The following is an 18,274-nucleotide window of genomic DNA, read 5'->3' on the forward strand; positions in this document are numbered from 1 at the left end:
CGAAGGTCATGGCTACGCCTTGGAAATATGAAGATCTTGCGACGCCTGGGGCACGCATCCCCAGGCACATCCGGCGAGCGGCGGCCATGTCCGATCCTTCGATACCCCTTGTGCACGCTCCGCGCCCCGCGCGCCTGGAGATTCTGCGAGCGGACATCACCGGCCTCGCGGTTGACGCCATCGTGAACGCCGCCAATGCCAGCGCTGCTGGGCGGAGGCGGCGTGGACGGGGCCATTCACCGGGCGGCGGGGCCGGAGCTGCTCGCTTATTGCCGCGCCCTCGGCGGTTGCCCAACGGGGGAGGCGCGCCTCACCCCCGGCTTCCGCCTGCCGGCCCGCCATGTGATCCACACGGTGGGACCGGTCTGGCGCGGCGGCGGCTTCGGCGAGGATGCGCTGCTCGTCTCCTGCTATCGCGAGAGCCTCAGGCTGGCCGACGAGGCCGGCCTCGCCTCCATCGCCTTTCCCGCTATCTCCACCGGCATCTATGGCTTTCCGGCGGATCGGGCCGCGCCACTGGCGGTGGAAAGCGTCCTCGCGCATCTTGCGGTTCCCGGCAGCGTCACCCGCGTGGTGTTCTGCTGCTTCTCAGCTGAGGCCGCCGACCTGCACCATGACGCCTTCCGTGCCCACGGCATTGTCCCGTCCAATTGAGCCCGCGCCGGATCTGCCGATCCTCCACCGCGACGGCATGATGCTCATCATCGACAAGCCTTGCGGCCTCCCGGTGCATGCGGGCCCCAAGGGTGGCGAGACCCTCGCCGACCATCTCGACGCCCTGCGCTTCGGCCTGCCGCGGGCGCCGGAGCTGGCGCACCGGCTCGACAAGGACACCTCCGGCTGCCTGGTGCTCGGCCGGCACCCGAAGGCCCTGGCCCTGCTCGGAAAGCTGTTTGCCAGCGGGGTGGTGGGCAAGACCTACGTGGCGCTCACCCACGGGGCGCCGGCGCAGGATGAAGGCCGCATCGACCAGCCCTTGGCCAAGCGCTCCCCCCAGCGCGGCTGGTGGATGCAGGCGGTGCCGAAGGGCACGCCGGGGGCCCAGGAGGCGATTACCGACTACCGCGTGCTCCACCGCGCCGGCGGCTTCGCCGTGCTGGCGCTGTCGCCGCTCACCGGCCGCACCCACCAGCTGCGGGCGCACCTGTCCACCCTCGGCCACCCGATCCTCGGCGATGCCATCTATGGCGGGGCCTCGCGCCTGCCGGGCGGACCGAGGCTGCACCTGCATTCGCGGCGCGTCGTGGTGCCCCTGGCGCGCAACGGGCCGCCGGTGGACGTGAGCGCCCCTTTGCCGCCGCATATGTGCGAGACGCTGGCGCATCTCGATCTTTCGCCGGAGGACGTCGGTCGCGCCGCCGATGCCTTTCGCCCGGACGGGAAGACCTGAGGCGTGGGCGGACCGCCTGACCGGGATGTGAAGCGCGGGTGTGACCGGGTGCGCTGGCCCGCTCCTTGCTACGTGCTAAGCTGATCTTTCGCCGCCATCGGCGCGCGCAGCGGATGCCCATGTGCCGGCCTCTTACAGGGCGGTGGAGGCCCCGAGCGCGCGGAGAAAGGGAATGATGTGAGCGCATCTCGCGACAGGAAGCTCCCGCGTCCGCCGGAAGACGACGCCCGCCTGCTCCTGGCGCGCGCCACCGGCCGGGCCAGCCTCGCCGTGTTCTGGGAACGCGCGTGGCCTGCTTTCGTGCAGGCTGGCGTGGTGCTCGCGGCCTTCCTCGCGGTCTCGTTCGCCGGCCTGTGGCTGGTGCTGCCGGCGCTGCTGAAGATCGCGGGGGTCGGCGCCTTCGCGCTGCTGTTCGCCTTCGCCGCGCGACCGCTTTTCGCCTTGCGCTGGCCGAGCCGGGAAGAGGCCGTGGCACGGCTCGATCGCCACAGCGCCGCCGCCCATCGTCCTGCCACCGCCATCTCCGACAGCCTCGCCACCCGTCCCGACGACCCGGTGGGCGCCGCGCTCTGGCGCGCGCACCTTTCGCGGGCGCTGGCAGCGGCGCGCGTGCTCAAGGCCGGCGCACCCGAGCCGGGCCTCGCCCGCCGCGACCCGCGCGCCTTCCGCGCCATCGCCGTTCTGGCGCTCTTCGCCACCTTCTTCATGGCACCCGGCGAGCACCTGTCCCGCCTGCGGGCCGCCTTCGACTGGCATGCGCTGACCCCGCCCGCGCCCTATCGCCTCGATGCCTGGGTGGACCCGCCGGGCTATACGGGCCGCCCGCCCATCGTGCTGCCGGGCCTGCGCTCGGACGAGCCGACCTCCCTCAACGCGGCCGCGCTCCAGGTGCCCGCCGGCAGCGTGCTGGTGGTGCGCGGGGCCGGCATCGACACCTCCGCCCTCAAGCTGGAGGGCGGTATCGCGCAGGAGAAGGTGAACGAGGAGAAGGCGGAGGGCGCGGGGGCCGAAGGTGAGACGGCGACCGCCGCGAAGGTGCCGCCCGCGACCCTTGCGCCGGGCGAGCAGCGCTATGTCATCCGCGGCGACGCGGACGTCTCGTTCCTCAGCCCGGACCAGCGGCGTCTCTCCTGGCGCTTCAAGGCGGTGCCGGACCTGAAGCCGTCCATCGCCTTCGCCAAGGAGCCGCAGACCGGCGCGCGCAACGTGCTCGTCCTCGCCTACAAGGTGGAGGACGACTACGGCGTGAAGGACGCCGAGGCGACCTTCGCGGCCGCGCCGGCGGACCCGCCTGTATTCCCCCGGCCGGGCGCCGAGCCGCGCAAGGCGGCCCAGCCCCTGGTGCCGCCGCCCAACTTCAAGCTGGCGCTGCCGCCGGGCGGGCGCACCGGCGCCGCCCAGACCACCAAGGATCTCGTCGCCCACCCGTGGGCGGGGGCGAAGGTCGACGTGACGCTGGTGGCCCGCGACGAGGCCGGCAACGCGGCCAGGAGCGAGACCAAGACGGTGCGGCTGCCGGCCCGCACCTTCACCAAGCCCATGGCGCGGGCGCTCATCGACGAGCGGCGGCGGCTCGCGCTTGACGTGAACAACCGGCCCCGCCTGGTGCGGGCGCTGGAGGCCCTGACCTTCGCCCCGCAGCAGGTTTCGCTGCCCGCCGGCCAGTATCTCGGCCTGCGCACGGCGCTGATGCGCGCCAAGATCGCCCGCACCGACGACGAGCTGCGTTCGCTCCTCGACTATCTGTGGGACATCGCGGTGCGCATCGAGGACGGCACCCTCACCGAGGCCGAGCGCGACCTGCGCGCGGCGCAGGAAGCCCTGCGCGAGGCGCTGGAGCGGGGCGCCAGCGACGAGGAGATCAAGCGCCTCACCCAGGACCTGCGCGCCGCCATGGACAAGATGATGCGCCAGCTGGCCGAGCAGGCGCGCCGCGATCCGGGCAACGACCGTCCGCTCGATCCGCAGGCGCGCATCGTGCGCCCGCAGGACATCCAGCGGATGATGGACCAGATCGAGAATCTCGCCCGCTCCGGCAACCGCGACGCCGCGCGCCAGCTGCTCGACCAGCTGCAGGCCATGATGGAGAACATGCGTCCCGGCGGCCGCCAGGCGGGGCGCCAGCAGGGCCAGCAGGGCGAGCTGGGCAAGATGATCCAGGAACAGCAGCAGCTGCGCGACCGCACCTATCGCCAGGGTCGCCAGGGGCAGCAGGGCCAACAAGGACAGCAGGGGCAGCAGGGGCAACGTGGCCAGCAGGGCCAGCAGGGCCAGCAAGGCGAAGGCCAGCAGGGCGAGAACGGCTTCGGCGAGCTCCAGCAGGGCCAGCAGGAGCTGCGCCGCCGGCTCGGCCGCATGCTCGACGACCTGCGCCGCATGCAGCCCGGCCAGCAGCAGGGCGAGAATGGCGAAGGCGGGCAGCCCGGTGGCGATCCCATGGGCCGCGCCGGGGACGCCCTCGGCCGCGCCGAGCAGGCCATGCGCGACGCCGAGGAGGCGCTCGGGCGCGGCGACGGGCAGGGTGCCCTCGACGCCGAGGGCCGCGCCCTCCAGTCCATGCGCCAGGGCGCGCAGTCCCTCGCCGAAGCCCAGCGCGGCAATGACGGTGGTCCAGGACCGGGCGGGCCGGGAGAGGAGACGGCGCAGCGCACCGATCCCCTCGGCCGTCCGCTGCGCAACCAGGATTACGGCGACGACTTCACCGTGAAGGTGCCGGACGAGGTGGATGCGCAGCGCGCCCGCCGCGTGCTGGAGGAGCTGCGCCGCCGGCTGGAGCAGCCGGACCGGCCGCAGCTCGAGCTCGATTATCTCGAGCGGCTGCTGCAGGGCCTCTGAGCCCGGTTTCGGCCGGGCGATCCCGCCCACCCGTCGCGAGGCCGCAGCCGGTCACAGCCCTGCAAGCGCCCGGGGTCGGACACCGGGACGCCAAGCCGCGTGCGGCCGGGCGGCAGGGCGCTTTCGAGCGAAGGGGAGTCTGGTTCGCGTAAGGAAAACGCGCCGGCGCCCGTGTCGACCGCCTGCGGTGCAAGCGGGTTGGAAACGCGTTTTTTAACGAGGAGTTAGGGGGCGATTCGCCAAGCAATCAGGCTCCATTTGCCCGGATCGCGCGCGTGCCCTGTGGATGAGCGCCGTCGCCCGGTTCCTCAGACAGCCTGTGGTAACCTTTTCCGGACAAGCGTGAGCGCTGCTGTCGCAGCGCCGGCCGCGATCCACTATGCTCGCGCCGACCGGGGGAAGAGATGTCCGAGGACCTGCTTTCTGTCGAACCGGACCGAACCGATTCGGGGCGAGGGAAAGGCGTCGTCGCCGGCCCTGGCGGCGCCCGGTCCTGGCTGATTGGCGCGGCCGCGACCGTGTTCATCCTGATCACGGCCCTCGTGGCCTTCATCGCCGGGCAGCTGCACGCGCGCGCCGTCGCGCAGTCCGGAGCCGTGGTCGCGCGGATGGCGGACCTCTTCACCCGATATGCCGACGACACCTTCGCCGCCGTGGGCGCCTTCCAGGGCGCGCTCATCGGCGAGATCGTCGGCGCCCACCTCACGGCGGACGCATTCGCGAGTGCGGCGCGGGGGCTGGAAGGCGGCCACCTCGAGCGGATGGCCGCCGCCGTGCCCACCGTCGCCGGCCTCATCATCGTCGATGGCGCCGGGCATCTTCTCGTTGCCACCCGGGCCGGGGAGGCGGCGGCCGGAGTGATCGCGGCGGTGCCCTTCGCCGACCTCCGGCCCGGCCGTCCCTTCCTCACCGCGCCGATCCGCACCGCGTCCGACGGCCGCGTGGTCTTCGGCCTGGTCCGGGCCGTCTTCGGTGCCGAAGGCGGCCTCATCGGCGCGTCGATCGTGGTGATGGACGAGAGCGCGACCGAGACCCTGCTCGCGCGGTTCGCCCTGCGCGACGGCGATGCGGTCGCCCTCGCCACCGCCGACGGGACGGTGCTTGCCCGCTTCCCCCATGTGGACGGCGTGGTCGGGCGCAGGGTGCCGCGGGAATGGAACCTCCTGCAGGTCGAGGGCTACGCCCACGCGCCAGGGCTCGTGGATGCGGCCGATCGCCTGGTGGCCTTGCGCCGGCTGCCCACGGTCCCGGCCGTCGCCGTGGTCAGCACCGGCCTCGACAATACCCCCTGGTGGTCGCAGGCCTGGCTGATTCTCGCCGGCGCGGCGCTGCTGGTCCTCTCGTCGCTCGCACTGGTGGTGCTTTCCGCGCGCCATGCGCGGAGCCTGCGCAACCTGCGCGAAGCGCGCGAGGCCGGCCGGCTGGCGGAGGGGCATCTCGCCCTCGCCCGGGCGCACCAGCGGCTGGAGGATCAACGCGAGCTCGTTCAACTGCGCTTCGAGATCGCCATCCAGGCCATGCCGCAGGGGTTGTGCTGCTACGACGCGGAGGGCCGCCTCGTCGTCTTCAATGCGCGCTACGCGGAACTCTACCGCATTCCGCCGGAGCAGCTCCGGCCGGGCATGACCCTGGCCGAGGTCGTCGCCCTGAGGGAGGAGGCGGGCGTCGCCCCGAACATGCCCGCCACCGAATATCTCGCCTGGCGGGAGCGGATCACCAAGGGGGAGCCGTCGCCGCCCGAGACCGCCGTGAACCTCGTGGACGGCCGCACCTTCGTCATCAAGCACCAGAATCTTCCCGGCGGCGGGTGGGTTGCGACCCATGAGGACGTGACCGACCAACGCCGCATCGCCACCCTCCTGTCGCGCATGGCGCTCAACGACGAGCTGACCAGCCTGCCCAACCGCGTATTGTTCCGCAAACGCCTCGAGCAGGCGGCGGTGGAGGGCGGCAACGGCACGACCTTTGCGGTACTGCTGCTCGATCTCGATCATTTCAAGACCATCAACGATACGCTCGGCCACAGCGCCGGCGACCGGCTGCTCCAGCAGGTCGGCCTGAAACTTAGGGATACGATCGCCACCGGCGACGTGATCGCCCGCATCGGCGGCGACGAATTCGGCATCCTGCAGTGCGGCGGCACCCAGCCCGCCGCCGCCATCGCCTTGGCGCAGCGGCTCATCGGCGTGCTCGATGTGCCGTTCCACGTGGACGGACAGCAGGTGGTGGTGGGCGTCACCATCGGCATCGCCCTGCTTCCGCACGACGGCCGGGAGCCCGACGACGTGCTGAAATGCGCGGACCTCGCCCTCTACCGCACCAAGGAGGAGGGGCGGGGCCACTACCGGCTGTTCGAGCCGGAGATGAAGGTCGCCATGCAGCACCGCCGGACGCTGGAGGTGGAATTGCGCCGCGCCGCTGTGGCCGGCGAGTTCGAGATCTTCTATCAGCCGGTGGTCAGCGTGCCCGAGAGGGAGGTGGTGGGGCATGAGGCGCTGTTGCGCTGGCGCCATCCCGAGCGTGGCCTCGTCGCGCCCGACCGGTTCATCCCGCTGGCCGAGGAGATCGGGGTCATTGAGCCGATCAGCGAATGGGTGCTCGCCCAGGCCTGCACCGCCGCCGCCCGCCATCCGGGGGAGGGCCGGATCGCGGTGAACCTCTCGGCCGTCCAGTTCACCAGCCGCCGGTCGGACCTGGTGAAGGTGGTCGCCTCGGCACTCGGCGCCAGCGGCCTGTCGCCGGAGCGGCTCGAGCTCGAAATTACCGAGACCACCCTGCTGCGCGACACGGAAGGCGTGCTCGCCACCCTCCACGCCTTGAAGGCGCTGGGGGTGAGCATCGCCATGGACGATTTCGGCACGGGCTATTCGTCGCTCGACTATTTGCGGCGCTTCCCCTTCGACCGGGTGAAGGTGGACCGCAGCTTCATCCACAAGCTGGCGCGGGACAATCCACCGGTGCTGCGGGCGCTCACCGATCTGTGCCGCGCCTTCAGCATGCACGTCACCGCCGAGGGGGTGGAGACCGAGGAGCAGTTCGCCGCCATCGTGGCCAGCGGCTACACCGAGGCGCAGGGCTTCCTGTTCGGCCGGCCGGCGCCCCGCGAGGGCAACGCGCCGCTGCGCTCGGGCCGGCTGTGAGCGCGGCCTTCAGGCGGCCGGCGGCGGTGCCGGCGCGACCTTGAGCACCGCCCCGTCGATCGCCACCACCGTCACGTCCGTGCCAGCGGCGAGGTCGGGCCCCTCGATGCGCCAGACCGTGTCGTCGATGTGCACCCGGCCGATCCCGCCCTGGATCGGGCTTTCCAGGGTGAAGACGCGCCCGACGAAGCCTTCCGCCCGCCGGTTGAGGAACGGCCGGTCCGAGGCATGGCCGGGCGCGGGGGAGACCTTGCGGCCCACCAGCACCGCCGCCACCGCGAGGGCGGCGAAGGCCAGCACCTCGCTCTGCCAGCCGAGGTCCACGGTGTAAGCGAGGATGCCGGTCGCCAGGGCGGCGATGCCGAGCCACAGCAGGAAGGCGCCGGGCACGGCGATCTCCGCCACCAGCAGCACGCCGCCGAGGACGAACCAGGCCCAGGGGCCCAGATGCTCGAAGATCACCATCGCCTCACCCCTGCGCCGGCGGCACGGTGACGGGCACGGTCGGCCGGCCCGCCGGGCGCTGTGGCCGCGGCGACGTCGGGCCCTCGCCGCCGAAGGCATTGCGGGCCAGCTCGCCGATGCCGGCGAGGGAGGACAGGAGCGCCGTGCCCTCATAGGGCATCAGCACCACCTTCTGGTTGGGCGCGGCGCCCATGGTCTCGAACGCCTTCACGTACTTTTCGGCGATATAATAATTGAGCGCGGCGGGATCGCCGGTGGCCACGGCCGCCGACAGCATCTGGGTCGCCTTGGCGTCGGCCTCGGCGAGACGCTCGCGCGCCTCCGCGTCGCGGAAGGCGGCCTCGCGGCGGCCCTCGGCCTGGAGGATCTGGCCCTGCTTCTGGCCTTCCGCCTCCAGGATGATGGCCCGCTTCTCCCGCTCCGCCTTCATCTGCCGGCCCATGGCATTCACCAGGTCCGCCGGGGGCACGATGCCCTTGATCTCCACGCGGGTGATCTTGATGCCCCAGGGCGAGGCGGCGGCGTCCACCACGCGCAACAGGCGGACATTGATCTCGTCGCGGTGGGACAGGAGCTGGTCGAGGTCCATGGAGCCCATGACGGTGCGGATGTTGGTCATGGTCAGGGCCAGGATGGCGGTGTCGAGCCGGGCCACCTCGTAGGAGGCCCGCGCCGCGTCGAACACCTGGAAGAAGGCCACCCCATCCACCGAGACGGTGGCGTTGTCCTTGGTGATCACCTCCTGGGTCGGCACGTCGAGCACCTGCTCCATCACGTTCACCCGATTGCCGATGCGATCGACGAAGGGGACGATGAGGTTGAGGCCGGGCTGGAGCGTCTTGGTGTAGCGGCGGAAGCGCTCGACCGTATACTGATACCCCTGCGGCACCGTCTTCACACCGGAGAAGACCACCGCGACGGCGAGCACCAGCAGCACGATGACGAAGAGGTTCGGGCCGATCTCGATCATGGATGCCCCCGTATCCGGCCCCCGTGGCCGGCGGGGCATAAGGGCATGGGGCAAGGGAGCACGGCAAGGGGAAGTGCAGGGCGGGAAGCGCAGGGCGGGGCGCGTCGGGGGGGAACAAAACGCAGCCGAAAGCCCCCCAGCGATTCGCTCCGGCTTTGTTCCACCGGTGTTCACGTCCGGCACCGCACGCGTCCCGGATCGGGACGCCGATCGCACCCGGCCGGCAAAGAACAATGGGGTCTGAGGTCGTCGTCGGCGTGGCTGCGGGAACGAAGCGCGGCCGGCGTCATCGCAGCGATTCGCTCCGGCTTTGTTCCGCGTGCGTTCACGCCCGGCGCCGCGCCTGTCCCGCGCTGGGATGCGGATCGGCTCAGTCGACCGCCACGGCGAAGCGCAGCAGGATGGTGCGCTGGAGCGGATTGAAGTTGTCGTCCGAGACAAGGGTGAGGATCGTCTCGCCCGCCGTGTTGGTGGTCACGGCGAGGCCCTCCATGTTGTCGATCTCATAGCCCATGTCGAAGGAGCCCAGCACCTCGCCCTCGAGCCGCGCGCCGGCCTTCACGTCGGCGAGGGAGAAGCGGCGGATCTGCATGCGGACGCCGGTGGCGGGCGAATAGTGACGCTCCAGCAGGTACATCTCGCCGGCCGGGCCCAAGGCCAGGTCGGTAGCACTGAACGCGGCGCTCTTCGCCACGGTGAAGGTGCCGGGATGGCGCCCGCCGATGATGAAGCCCGGCAGGTCCGCCTTGGCGTCGGTCCCCGCTTCGCCGACACCCACCAAAGCGCCCTGGAGCGGCCCGGAGGGGATGAAGGCGAGGCTTTCCAGCCCGAGATTGTTGCGCAGGTTGCGGATGGCCGGGGCCGGCACGATGGCCCCCGCCTTGCCCATGGGATCGGACGGATAGCGCCAGATCTCGTTCACGTCCTCCATGGCGACGTAGATGCCGTCCGGCCCCACCGTGAGGGCTTCCGCGTCGCCGCGCCCGCGGGTGGCCTGGGTGCGGTGCTCGCCGTCAAACAGGGCGGCCGCCTTCACGTCCGAGAGGCCGGTGGGCCGGTCGCCGTCGGTGTCGAGATGGCCGGAGATGAAGACGCCGGCATCGGTGACGGCGAGAAACCGCCCGCTCTTGCCCAGCGAGAAGCCTGAAATACCGCCGAAGCCGGCAAAGTCCGAGGTCAGAACCAGGCCGCCGAGAAAGGTGAGAGCGCCGAAGCGGTCGGTCTCGTCACCCGGCTTGAAAGTGGCGATCGGCCTAGCCTTCACCGTGATCGCCAGCGGCGCCTGCGGCAAGGCCAGCGGCTTGGAGAAGGCCGTGCCGAGCAGGGCGGCCCCTGCGGCCGCAAGGCCGATCCCCGCGGCGACGCCGAGCGCCGTCCGCCGGGACAGGCCGGACCTCAATGGAGCCGCCCCTTGCGCGTGGGCGCCTTCGGCACTTCGTTGAAGAGCTCGGCCAGCTTCTCCGTCATCACGCCGCCGAGTTCTTCCGCGTCGACGATGGTGACGGCGCGCTGGTAATAGCGCGTGACGTCGTGGCCGATGCCGATGGCGATGAGTTCCACCGGCGAGCGCGTCTCGATCTCCGAGATGATGTGCCGCAGGTGCCGCTCCAGGTAGTTGCCGGCATTCACCGAGAGGGTGCTGTCGTCCACCGGCGCGCCATCGGAGATCATCATCAGAATGCGCCGCGCCTCGGTGCGCATCATCAGGCGCTTGTGCGCCCAGTCGAGCGCCTCGCCGTCGATGTTCTCCTTGAGCAGACCCTCACGCATCATCAGGCCGAGATTGCGCCGGGCCCGCCGCCACGGGGCGTCGGCCGACTTGTAGATGATGTGCCGCAGGTCGTTGAGCCGGCCCGGCCCGGCGGGCTTGCCGCCGGCGAGCCACGCCTCGCGGGATTGGCCGCCCTTCCACGCCTTGGTGGTGAAGCCCAGAACCTCCACCTTCACCCCGCAGCGCTCCAGCGTGCGGGCGAGGATGTCGGCGCAGGTGGCGGCCACCGTGATCGGCCGCCCGCGCATGGAGCCGGAATTGTCGATGAGCAGCGTCACCACGGTATCGCGGAAGTCGGTGTCGCGCTCGCGCTTGAAGGAGAGGGCGGCGGTGGGGTCGGTGATGACGCGGGACAGGCGCGCCGGGTCGAGCACGCCTTCTTCCAGGTCGAAGTCCCAGGCGCGGTTCTGCTGCGCCAGCAGGCGGCGCTGCAGCCGGTTGGCGAGGCGCGCCACCACGCCCTGCAGGTGGGCGAGCTGCTTGTCGAGATAGGACCGAAGGCGCGTCAGCTCCTCCGAATCGCACAAATCCTCTGCCGCCACCTCCTCGTCGAACTTGGTGGTGAAGGCATGGTATTCGGGCCCGCGATTGTCGTGGGTCACCGGCGGCCGGGGCTGCCAGGGCTCGGCCGGCTCCTCGCTGTCGCCCAGCTCGGTGCCGTCGGGCACCTCCGCCGGCGGGGCGGAATCGCTGTCCATGGCGCTGTCGGGCATCTCCTCCTCGGAGAGCTCGGCCTCCATCTCGGTGGTACCCTGCTGGCTGTCGTCCTCGCGGGCGTCGCCGCTCTCGCCGCCCTCGTCGTCGGGGCCGCCCTCGCCGTCCCCGTCCTCGGGCTCCTTCTCGGTGTCGAGGCTGCTCTCCTCGCCCATGTCGAGGGAAGCGAGGAGGTCGCGGGCGATCTCGCCGAAGCGCTTCTGGTTCTCCAGGCTGTCGGCGAGGCGGGACAGGTCGCCGGCGGCGCGGTCCTCGATGTAGGAGCGCCAGAGGTCCACGATCTTGCGCGCGTCGGCGGGCGGGGCCTCGCCGGTCAGGCGCTCGCGCACCATGAGGGCGATGGCGTCCTCGATGGGGGCGTCGGCGCGCTCGGTGATGTCGGCAAAGTTGCCGCGGTGGTAGCGGTCCTGGAGCATGGCCGCGAGATTGCGCTTGGTGCCCGGCATGCGGTTGCCGCCGATGGCTTCCACCCGCGCCTGCTCGACCGCCTCGAACACTGCCCGGGCGGTCTCGCCCTGGGGCAGCATCTTGCGGTGCACCTTGGGGTCGTGGCAGGCGCGGCGCAGGGCGAGGGAGTCGGCGTGGCCGCGCACGATGGCGGCGTCCTGCAGGGTGAAGCGGCGCGGCGGCTCGGGCAGGCGCACCCGGTCGGGGGCCAGCGCCGGCCGCTCGGAGGCGAAGGTCACCTCGAAGTCGGAGACGCCGGCGATGGCCTTGAAGCAGCCCGCCACCGCCCGCTTGAAGGGTTCGGCGGGGGCCTCCTTCGGCGTCTTGCCGGGGGTGCGGTTCGTCGGGGCCATGATCAGGGTCTCAACGGTCAGCGTCTCTCGGGGATGGAAGGAGCCGGGACTTCCCGGCTCAGGACAACGCGACGTTCACCGTGCTCTCGGTGAGCTCCTGGCCGAAGCAGCGCTGGTAGAACTCGGCCACCAGCGGCCGCTCCAGCTCGTCGCACTTGTTGAGGAAGGTCACTCGCAGGGCGAAGGCGATCTCCTTGAAGATGTCCGCATTCTCGGCCCAGGTGATGACGGTGCGCGGGCTCATCACGGTGGATAGGTCGCCGTTGATGAAGGCCTGTCGGGTGAGGTCGGCGAGGCGCACCATGCGGTTGACCGTGTCGCGGCCCTCCGGAGTCTGGAAGTGCTTGGCCTTGGCCAGCACGATGTCCACTTCCTTGTCGTGGGCGAGATAGTTGAGGGCGGTGACGATGGACCAGCGGTCCATCTGCGCCTGGTTGATCTGCTGGGTGCCGTGATAGAGGCCGGTGGTGTCGCCGAGGCCGATGGTGTTGGCCGTGGCGAACAGGCGGAAGGCCGGGTGGGGGCTGATGACCCGGCTCTGGTCGAGCAGGGTCAGCCGGCCGGAGGATTCCAGCACGCGCTGGATCACGAACATCACGTCCGGGCGGCCGGCGTCGTATTCGTCGAACACCATGGCGATGTTGTTCTGGTAGGCCCAGGGCAGGATGCCGTCGCGGAACTCGGTCACCTGCATGCCGTCCTTCACCACGATCGCATCCTTGCCGATGAGGTCGATGCGCGAGATGTGGCTGTCGAGGTTGATGCGCACGCACGGCCAGTTGAGCCGCGCCGCCACCTGCTCGATATGGGTCGACTTGCCGGTTCCATGGTATCCTGTGACCATCACCCGGCGATTGCGGGCGAAGCCGGCGAGGATGGCGAGGGTGGTGGTGCGGTCGAACAGGTAGTCCGGATCGAGCTCGGGCACGTGGGGATCCGCCTCCGAGAAGGCCGGCACCTCCATGTCGATGTCGATGCCGAACGTCTGGCGAACCGACACCTTCATGTCCGGGGTCGGGGCGTTGGTCTGCGTGCCGATCATGACTCCTCCGTCAGCGCGCGTGGCGCGCCCTTCCTGTCCTGGTTCCGGGGCGGTGACCCTTAAGGCGGCCGCAACCGTGCAAAAATCCGACCATCCTTCGGACAGTCAGCAGAAACCGGCCTGCTTCAGGTTGTTGTAGGCCTGGATGACGCTGCGCAGCCGGTCCTCGGAGGAGCGATCCCCCCCGTTCGCATCCGGATGGTGCAGTTTTACCAATTCCTTGTAGCGCGCCTTGATCTCTGTGGCGCCGGCGGACATTTCGAGACCCATGACCTCCAGCGCCCGGCGCTCGGTGGTGCGCACGATGCGCCCGTCCGGCACCGGCCGGTCGGCATGGAACGCGCCGCCCATCTCGGCGGTGAAGCCGAAGGGGTCGCGCATGCCCTCGGCGCCGCCCGGCGGCGGAGGGCCGGGCGTCCGGCTCCCCTTGGCGCCCATCTTCCAGGTCGGGCGATGGCCGGTGAGCGCGTCCTTCTGGTAGGCGCAGACCGCGTCGTCGGTCATGCCCGAGAAGTAGTTGTAGGAGTGGTTGTATTCGCGCACGTGGTCGAGGCAGTACTGCCAGTACTGGCCTTCCTGGTGCCGGCCCTTGGGCGCCTTGTGGGTCCCCTCCGCCGCACAGCCCGGCCATTGGCAGCCCTGCAGCGTCGGCCGGCTGTGGCGCCGGTCGTCTGCGGGCTTGACCCGGATGCGATCGAAGAGCGGGGAGTTCAGCTTCATGACACAATGATTATGGGCGCCGTACCGCGGCGCGGCAAGAAACGAGGTGCGATCGGGCGGAAAACCCCGGAGCCGGCTGAGCCGTGACCCGTCGCCGGCGCGAGGATAGGCGGGCTGCGACAGGACACATATAATGCGCCCTCAGCGCAAGCGCCATCTGAGGCGAAGCGCCTTCAATTGGTTCCATTTCAGCTATTGGATTTCATGATGTCCGAAACCTCCCTTTCCGCGATCCGCCAGACCCTCGAGGCGGGGCTTTCCCCGCTCGCCCTCGAGCTCGAGGACGAAAGTCACAAGCATGCCGGCCATGCCGGCGTGCGCCATCAGCTCAAGGGCGCCGAGCATCGCGACGACGGTGGGGTGACCCACCTGCGGGTTCGGGTGGTTTCGCCCGATTTCGCCGGCAAGAGCCGGATCGAGCGCCACCGCATCGTCAACGGCCTGCTCCAGGGCGAGATCGCCAAGGGCCTGCACGCCATCGCCATCGAGGCCAAGGCGCCGGGCGAATGAGCGGGGCAATTGCGGGTGCCGGGAGGCGGAGCCTTCATGGCTGAGGCGCAGGCGCAGGACGGCGCGTTGGTCCTTTTCTCTGGCGGGCAGGATTCCGCCACCTGCCTCGCCTTTGCCCTGGAGCGCTTCGGCCGGGTGGAGACGCTGGGCTTCCATTATGGCCAGCGCCATGCCGTGGAGCTGGAGCGCCGCCCGGTGCTGCGCGCCGCCATGGCGGGCCTCGATCCCCTCTGGGCCGCGCGCCTGGGCGTCGACCACCTGCTCGACATGCCGGTGCTCGGCCAGATCTCCGAAACGGCGCTGACCCGCGAAATGGCGGTGGAGATGGAAGAGGGCGGCCTGCCCAACACCTTCGTGCCGGGCCGCAACCTCGTCTTCCTCACCTTTGCCGCGGCGCTCGCCTATCGCCGGGGCCTGAGGCACATCGTCGGCGGCATGTGCGAGACCGACTTCTCCGGCTATCCGGACTGCCGCGACGACACCATCAAGGCCATGCAGGTGGCCCTGAATCTCGGCATGGAAAAGCGCTTCGTGCTGCATACGCCGCTCATGTGGATCGACAAGGCGGAGACCTGGGCCCTGGCCGAGCGGCTCGGCGGGGCGGCGCTGGTGGACCTCATCATCGAAGAAAGCCACACCTGCTATCTCGGCGAGCGTGGCAAGAGGCGCGATTGGGGCTATGGTTGCGGCGAATGCCCCGCCTGCCGGTTGAGGGCCGAGGGGTTTGCGCGCTACCGCGCGTCCGGTGCGGTGGAAAGTCGCGCGGCCGCCCCCAAATAACCGCCACTTTGCGCTAGGTTCGCAACAAGCTGTCCAACGATTCGAGATCAATCATGGCCGATCCCGTGCCCGCCGAGTCCCCCGATGATTACGGCGCCCAGTCCATCCAGGTGCTGAAGGGCCTCGATGCCGTCCGCAAGCGCCCCGGCATGTATATCGGCGATACGGACGACGGGTCGGGCCTCCACCATATGGTGTACGAGGTGGTGGACAACGCCATCGACGAGGCCCTCGCCGGCTGGGCCAAGGAGGTCACGGTCACCCTCAACGCCGACGGCTCGGTGACGGTGACCGACGACGGCCGCGGCATCCCCACCGACATCCACAAGGAAGAGGGCGTCTCCGCTGCCGAGGTCATCATGACCCAGCTGCACGCCGGCGGTAAGTTCAACCAGAACTCGTACAAGGTCTCCGGCGGCTTGCACGGGGTGGGCGTCTCGGTGGTGAATGCGCTGTCCACCACCCTGGAACTCACCGTCTGGCGCGACGGCAAGGAGCATTTCATCCGCTTCCGCCATGGCGACGCGGAAGCCCCGCTGAAGGTGGTGGGCGACGCCCCCGCCGACAAGCGCGGCACCAGGGTGACCTTCACCCCAGCCCCGAGACCTTCACCAAGATCGAGTTCGACTACGCCACGCTGGAGCACCGGCTGCGCGAGCTGGCGTTCCTGAATTCCGGCGTGCTCATCATCCTCACCGACGCGCGCACCGCCGAGGTGAAGCGCGAGGAGCTGCATTACGAGGGCGGCGTGGAAGCCTTCGTGAAGTACCTCGACCGCTCCAAGTCCGCTTTGCTGCAGAAGCCGGTGGTGATCCGCGCCGAGAAGGACGGCATGACCGTGGAAGCCGCACTGTCGTGGAACGACGGCTATCACGAAAATATCCTGTGCTTCACCAACAACATTCCCCAGCGGGATCGCGGCACCCACTTCACCGGCTTTGCGGCGGCGCTGACCCGGCAGGTGATCGGCTATGCCAATTCCTCCGGCATCGCCAAGAAGGAGAAGGTGGACCCCACCGGCGAGGATTGCCGCGAGGGTCTCACCGCCGTGCTCTCGGTGAAGGTGCCGGACCCCAAGTTCTCCTCCCAGACCAAGGACAAGCTGGTGTCCTCCGAGGTCCGCCCGGTGGTGGAATCCCTGGTGAGCGAGGCGCTGTCGGTCTGGTTCGAGGAGAACCCGGCGGAAGCCAAAAACGTGATCGGCAAGGTGGTGGAGGCCGCCGCCGCCCGCGAGGCCGCCCGCAAGGCCCGCGACCTCACCCGCCGCAAGAGCCCGCTCGACGTCGCTTCGCTGCCCGGCAAGCTCGCCGACTGCCAGGAGCGCGACCCGGCCAAGTCCGAGATCTTCATCGTCGAGGGTGACTCGGCCGGCGGCTCCGCCAAGCAGGGCCGCGACCGCGCCTTCCAGGCGGTGCTGCCGCTCCGCGGCAAGATCCTCAACGTGGAGCGGGCCCGCTTCGACAAGATGCTGTCGTCCGAGCAGATCGGCACGCTGATCACCGCGCTCGGCACCGGCATCGGCCGCGACGACGGGCATTCGGGCGGCTTCGACCTCGCCAAGCTGCGCTACCACAAGATCATCATCATGACCGACGCCGACGTGGACGGCGCCCACATCCGCACCCTGCTGCTCACCTTCTTCTTCCGGCAGATGCCGGAGCTGGTGGACGCGGGCCACCTCTTCATTGCCCAGCCGCCCCTCTACAAGGTCACCCGCGGCAAGTCCGAGACCTATCTCAAGGACGAGAAGGCGCTGGAGGACTACCTGGTCACCGCCGGCCTCGATGAGGCCTCCCTGCACTTGGCCTCGGGCGAAGTGCGCGCTGGCTCGGACCTCGCCCATGTGGTGGAGGTGTCGCGCCAGCTGCGGGCGGCGCTGGGCGCCATGCATCCGCGTTACAACCGCGCGGTGGCCGAGCAGGCGGCGCTGGCCGGCGCGTTCGGCGTCGCGGCGTTGCAGGACGAGGCCGCCGGCATCGCCGCCGCTGCCGAGGTGGCGCGCCGGCTCGACGCCTTGGCGGACGAGACCGAGCGCGGCTGGATCGGCCTGTTCGACGAGACCGGCTATGCCTTCTCCCGCACGGTGCGCGGCGTGGCCGAGGTGGCGCGGCTGGACCATGCCTTCATCGCCTCCCCCGAGGCGCGCCGGCTTGACACGCTGGCCCGCGACCTCGACGGCGTCTTCACCGCCGCCACGGTGCTGAAGCGCAAGAACGACGAGCAGGCGCTGTTCGGCGCCGTCGACCTGTTCGACGCGGTCACCGACGCCGGCCGCAAGGGCCTCTCGCTCCAGCGCTACAAAGGCTTGGGCGAGATGAACCCGGAGCAGCTGTGGGAGACCACCCTCGACAAGAACGCCCGCTCCCTCCTCCAGGTGCGGGTGAAGGAGGTGGATGCCGCCGACGACCTCTTCAACCGCCTCATGGGCGACACCGTGGAGCCGCGGCGGGAGTTCATCCAGGAGAACGCCCTGCGGGCGAGCGTGGACGTGTGAGGGGGCGCGCGGCCTGTCCCCGTTTTCACGGGATGCCTTTCAAGGGAAACACCAGCCGGCCTGTAAGCCGGGTTCTGTACGGCGGACCTTGCGGCCCGCGTGGCGACCATTCCTCTGGGACGCCGGTTGCCCGGCGCCTCTAGCAGTCAACCCGGACGGCGCCCCGTAGACAGGGGTGGTTTCCCGTGCCGTCCCTATTCGACCTTGCTCCCGGTGGGGTTTGCCGTGCCGCTCCCGTTGCCGGTCGCGCGGTGGGCTCTTACCCCACCGTTTCACCCTGGCCCGTGCGGACCCGAAAGTCTTTCACGGGTGGTCTGATTTCTGTGGCACTTTCCCTGGGGTTGCCCCCGCCGGACGTTATCCGGCACCGTGTCTGCGTGGAGCCCGGACTTTCCTCGATATGCAGAGCATACCGCGGCCGCCCGGCCGGCTGGTGAGCGCGAGCAATGGGCGCTGGGGCGTCATGCGTCAAGGGGTGGATGCGTTCCCCGGCCCAGCGACGGCGAGGCAGAAGTGCCGAGCCGGGGTCCAGCAGAGAGTCCTGCGCAGCAGTCAGAATGTCTCTGGCAGCCGGATCGGGAAGCGCCTTCGGCGAAGCCTTGCGCTGGATCCCGGCTCCCCTTCCACTCCGCTGACGCTGCGT

The 18,274-nt window shown here is 70.1% G+C and carries 11 protein-coding genes, 1 other RNA gene and 2 pseudogenes; 7 read left to right on the forward strand and 7 right to left on the reverse strand.

Going from position 1 to position 18,274, the window contains the following annotated elements:
• Window positions 1-86 precede the first annotated feature (86 nt).
• From EZH22_RS07905 to EZH22_RS07920, 4 genes and pseudogenes are all read left to right on the forward strand, one after another.
• Window positions 87-654: pseudogene (locus EZH22_RS07905) on the forward strand (O-acetyl-ADP-ribose deacetylase).
• Window positions 614-1,390 (forward strand): RluA family pseudouridine synthase, encoded by a 777-nt coding sequence (locus EZH22_RS07910; RefSeq protein WP_203195135.1) that lies wholly within the window; start codon window positions 614-616, stop codon window positions 1,388-1,390. Before EZH22_RS07905 ends, EZH22_RS07910 begins: the two are co-directional and overlap by 41 nt.
• Before the next feature lie 177 nt (window positions 1,391-1,567).
• Window positions 1,568-4,225: a TIGR02302 family protein gene (locus EZH22_RS07915; RefSeq protein WP_203195136.1), complete on the forward strand. Its 2,658-nt coding sequence runs from the start codon at window positions 1,568-1,570 to the stop codon at window positions 4,223-4,225.
• Window positions 4,226-4,743: 518 nt separating this feature from the next.
• Window positions 4,744-7,365, forward strand: coding sequence for a bifunctional diguanylate cyclase/phosphodiesterase (locus EZH22_RS07920; protein WP_203195137.1), 2,622 nt, complete (start codon window positions 4,744-4,746; stop codon window positions 7,363-7,365).
• Between the two features lie 9 nt (window positions 7,366-7,374).
• On the opposite strand, the gene EZH22_RS07925 is transcribed toward EZH22_RS07920, so the two are convergent.
• The 6 genes from EZH22_RS07925 to EZH22_RS07950 form a co-directional block, all read right to left on the reverse strand.
• A complete protein-coding gene (locus EZH22_RS07925) occupies window positions 7,375-7,830 on the reverse strand; it encodes an NfeD family protein (RefSeq protein WP_203195138.1) in 456 nt (151 codons plus the stop codon).
• Window positions 7,831-7,834: 4 nt separating this feature from the next.
• Window positions 7,835-8,800: an SPFH domain-containing protein gene (locus EZH22_RS07930; protein WP_203195139.1), complete on the reverse strand. Its 966-nt coding sequence runs from the start codon at window positions 8,798-8,800 to the stop codon at window positions 7,835-7,837.
• 370 nt (window positions 8,801-9,170) lie between these two features.
• Window positions 9,171-10,199, reverse strand: coding sequence for an esterase-like activity of phytase family protein (locus tag EZH22_RS07935; protein WP_203195140.1), 1,029 nt, complete (start codon window positions 10,197-10,199; stop codon window positions 9,171-9,173).
• Window positions 10,196-12,085, reverse strand: a complete 1,890-nt coding sequence (gene cobT / locus EZH22_RS07940; protein ID WP_203195141.1) for a cobaltochelatase subunit CobT — start codon at window positions 12,083-12,085, stop codon at window positions 10,196-10,198. Before cobT ends, EZH22_RS07935 begins: the two co-directional genes overlap by 4 nt.
• 58 nt (window positions 12,086-12,143) lie before the next feature.
• Window positions 12,144-13,127, reverse strand: coding sequence for a cobaltochelatase subunit CobS (cobS, locus tag EZH22_RS07945; protein ID WP_203195142.1), 984 nt, complete (start codon window positions 13,125-13,127; stop codon window positions 12,144-12,146).
• 105 nt (window positions 13,128-13,232) lie between these two features.
• On the reverse strand, window positions 13,233-13,847 hold the full coding sequence (locus EZH22_RS07950) for a J domain-containing protein (RefSeq protein WP_203195143.1): 615 nt from the start codon (window positions 13,845-13,847) through the stop codon (window positions 13,233-13,235).
• Between the two features lie 207 nt (window positions 13,848-14,054).
• Between EZH22_RS07950 and EZH22_RS07955 the strand changes: the two genes are divergently transcribed.
• From EZH22_RS07955 to gyrB, 3 genes and pseudogenes are all read left to right on the forward strand, one after another.
• Window positions 14,055-14,357 carry a BolA family protein gene (locus tag EZH22_RS07955; RefSeq protein WP_231711368.1) on the forward strand — a complete coding sequence of 101 codons (303 nt, stop codon included), beginning with the start codon at window positions 14,055-14,057 and terminating at the stop codon, window positions 14,355-14,357.
• Window positions 14,358-14,393: 36 nt separating this feature from the next.
• Entirely contained in the window at window positions 14,394-15,137 is a 744-nt protein-coding gene (gene queC / locus EZH22_RS07960; RefSeq protein ID WP_203195145.1) for a 7-cyano-7-deazaguanine synthase QueC, read from the forward strand.
• Window positions 15,138-15,190: 53 nt separating this feature from the next.
• A pseudogene (gene gyrB, locus EZH22_RS07965) lies at window positions 15,191-17,631 on the forward strand (DNA topoisomerase (ATP-hydrolyzing) subunit B).
• A 47-nt stretch (window positions 17,632-17,678) separates the two neighbouring features.
• Here gyrB and rnpB read toward each other — a convergent pair.
• An RNA gene (gene rnpB, locus EZH22_RS07970) (RNase P RNA component class A) lies at window positions 17,679-18,065 on the reverse strand.
• Window positions 18,066-18,274: the final 209 nt, after the last annotated feature.

Origin of the sequence: Xanthobacter dioxanivorans, from assembly GCF_016807805.1 — a bacterium.
GTDB classification, from domain to species: Bacteria; Pseudomonadota; Alphaproteobacteria; order Rhizobiales; family Xanthobacteraceae; genus Xanthobacter; species Xanthobacter dioxanivorans.

What these genes read in the sequence shown, in the direction of transcription:
- EZH22_RS07910 (WP_203195135.1), top strand. Translation starts at nt 614, where the DNA reads ATGACGCCTTCCGTGCCCACGGCATTGTCCCGTCCAATTGAGCCCGCG.
- EZH22_RS07925 (WP_203195138.1), bottom strand. Translation starts at nt 7,830, where the DNA reads ATGGTGATCTTCGAGCATCTGGGCCCCTGGGCCTGGTTCGTCCTCGGC.
- EZH22_RS07930 (WP_203195139.1), bottom strand. Translation starts at nt 8,800, where the DNA reads ATGATCGAGATCGGCCCGAACCTCTTCGTCATCGTGCTGCTGGTGCTC.
- cobT (WP_203195141.1), bottom strand. Translation starts at nt 12,085, where the DNA reads ATGGCCCCGACGAACCGCACCCCCGGCAAGACGCCGAAGGAGGCCCCC.
- cobS (WP_203195142.1), bottom strand. Translation starts at nt 13,127, where the DNA reads ATGATCGGCACGCAGACCAACGCCCCGACCCCGGACATGAAGGTGTCG.
- EZH22_RS07950 (WP_203195143.1), bottom strand. Translation starts at nt 13,847, where the DNA reads ATGAAGCTGAACTCCCCGCTCTTCGATCGCATCCGGGTCAAGCCCGCA.
- EZH22_RS07955 (WP_231711368.1), top strand. Translation starts at nt 14,055, where the DNA reads ATGTCCGAAACCTCCCTTTCCGCGATCCGCCAGACCCTCGAGGCGGGG.
- queC (WP_203195145.1), top strand. Translation starts at nt 14,394, where the DNA reads ATGGCTGAGGCGCAGGCGCAGGACGGCGCGTTGGTCCTTTTCTCTGGC.